The following is a 248-nucleotide window of genomic DNA, read 5'->3' on the forward strand; positions in this document are numbered from 1 at the left end:
CTGATAAAGCGGTCCGTCATTGACCTCCAGTCCGGGATAGGTGCCGGTTTCGACATCCGCCCACGCGATCGTGCGATGCAGGGGGATAAACGCGTCACGCAGCGTCACCCGTTTGCTGCCGGTCGCACGTGCGCCGGCCATGGTCCAACTGTCCTGCTCGATCTCGAATTCGCTCCGGGGAACGAGCGCAACTCGTTCCTCCATCTCCCCGGCGGAGTCCGGTACGCGAATGGCTGTTATCGCCCAGT

General features: G+C 62.9%; 1 pseudogene. It reads right to left on the reverse strand.

Going from position 1 to position 248, the window contains the following annotated elements:
• A pseudogene (locus RMT89_RS44690) lies at window positions 1-204 on the reverse strand (acyl-CoA dehydrogenase); the annotation flags it as partial.
• Between the last annotated feature and the right edge of the window lie 44 nt (window positions 205-248).

The organism is Streptomyces sp. P17 (assembly GCF_032436805.1).
Classification (GTDB): Bacteria; Actinomycetota; Actinomycetes; order Streptomycetales; family Streptomycetaceae; genus Streptomyces.